The organism is Massilia sp. LC238 (assembly GCF_000735635.1).
Taxonomy (GTDB): domain Bacteria; phylum Pseudomonadota; class Gammaproteobacteria; order Burkholderiales; family Burkholderiaceae_D; genus Telluria; species Telluria varians.
In genome coordinates this window covers 1-977 of the sequence record NZ_JNNN01000064.1, presented here as the reverse complement: position 1 = coordinate 977, position 977 = coordinate 1, and the positions used below count along the sequence as shown (strand labels likewise).

Below are 977 nucleotides of genomic sequence, written 5' to 3'. Positions count from 1 at the left end.
GACGTGGACGACGCGCCGACCCTGGCGCAGGCCGATGCCGCCACCGAAGCGGAAGTGACGGCGATCGCCGCCGCGCCGCGGATCGTCACCCGCGTGTCCCTGGGTGAAGAGCTGCAGCGTGCCGCGCACATCCGCAAGCAGGCCGCCGGCCTGGTGCGCACCGTGATGGCCGACGCCCGCCTCGGCAAGGCCGTCGAGCTGGACAAGGTGGGGCCGGTCGTGGAGAGCGTGACCGAATCGATCCTGCGCAATTCCGGCGCGCTGCTCGGTCTCTTGCGCATCAAGAACAAGGACGACTACACCTTCCTGCATTCGGTCAGCGTATGCGCGCTGCTGGTCGCGTTCTGCCGTTCGCGCAAGATGGACGAGGACACGATCTACCAGGCCGGCCTGGGCGGCCTGCTGCACGACACCGGCAAGGCGCTGGTGCCGGACAGCATCCTGAACAAGCAGGGCCGCCTGACCGACGAGGAATTCGACATCATCAAGCGCCACCCGCGCGACGGCTACGACATCCTGGCCAAGACCCCGGAGATCGGCCCGATCCCGCTCGACATCACGCTGCATCACCACGAGCGGCGCGACGGCAGCGGCTATCCGGACAAGCAGGGCGAAGGCAGCATCAGCGAACTGGCGCAGATGGCGGCGATCGTCGACGTCTACGACGCCATCACCTCGGACCGCTGCTACCACAAGGGCATGTCGGCGGCCGAAGCGCTGCGCAAGATCTACGAGTGGAGCAAGTTCCACTTCAACCCCACGCTGGTCCAGGAGTTCATGCGCTGTGTCGGCATCTACCCGGTCGGCACCCTGGTGCTGCTCGAATCCGGCCGCCTGGGCGTGGTGATCGAGCCGCACGAAACCAGCCTGCTCACGCCGAAGGTCAACGTGTTCTTCAGCACCAAGAACCAGACCTACATCAAGCCGCAGACCCTCGACCTGTCCAAGCCGCTCGGCTTCGGCGGCGGCGACAAGAT

Annotated in this window: 1 protein-coding gene; it reads left to right on the top strand. The window is 66.5% G+C overall.

Annotated features, from left to right (window positions below; genetic code table 11):
- On the top strand, nt 1-977 hold a 977-nt coding region (locus FG94_RS16885), incomplete at both ends, for an HD-GYP domain-containing protein (RefSeq protein ID WP_036214100.1).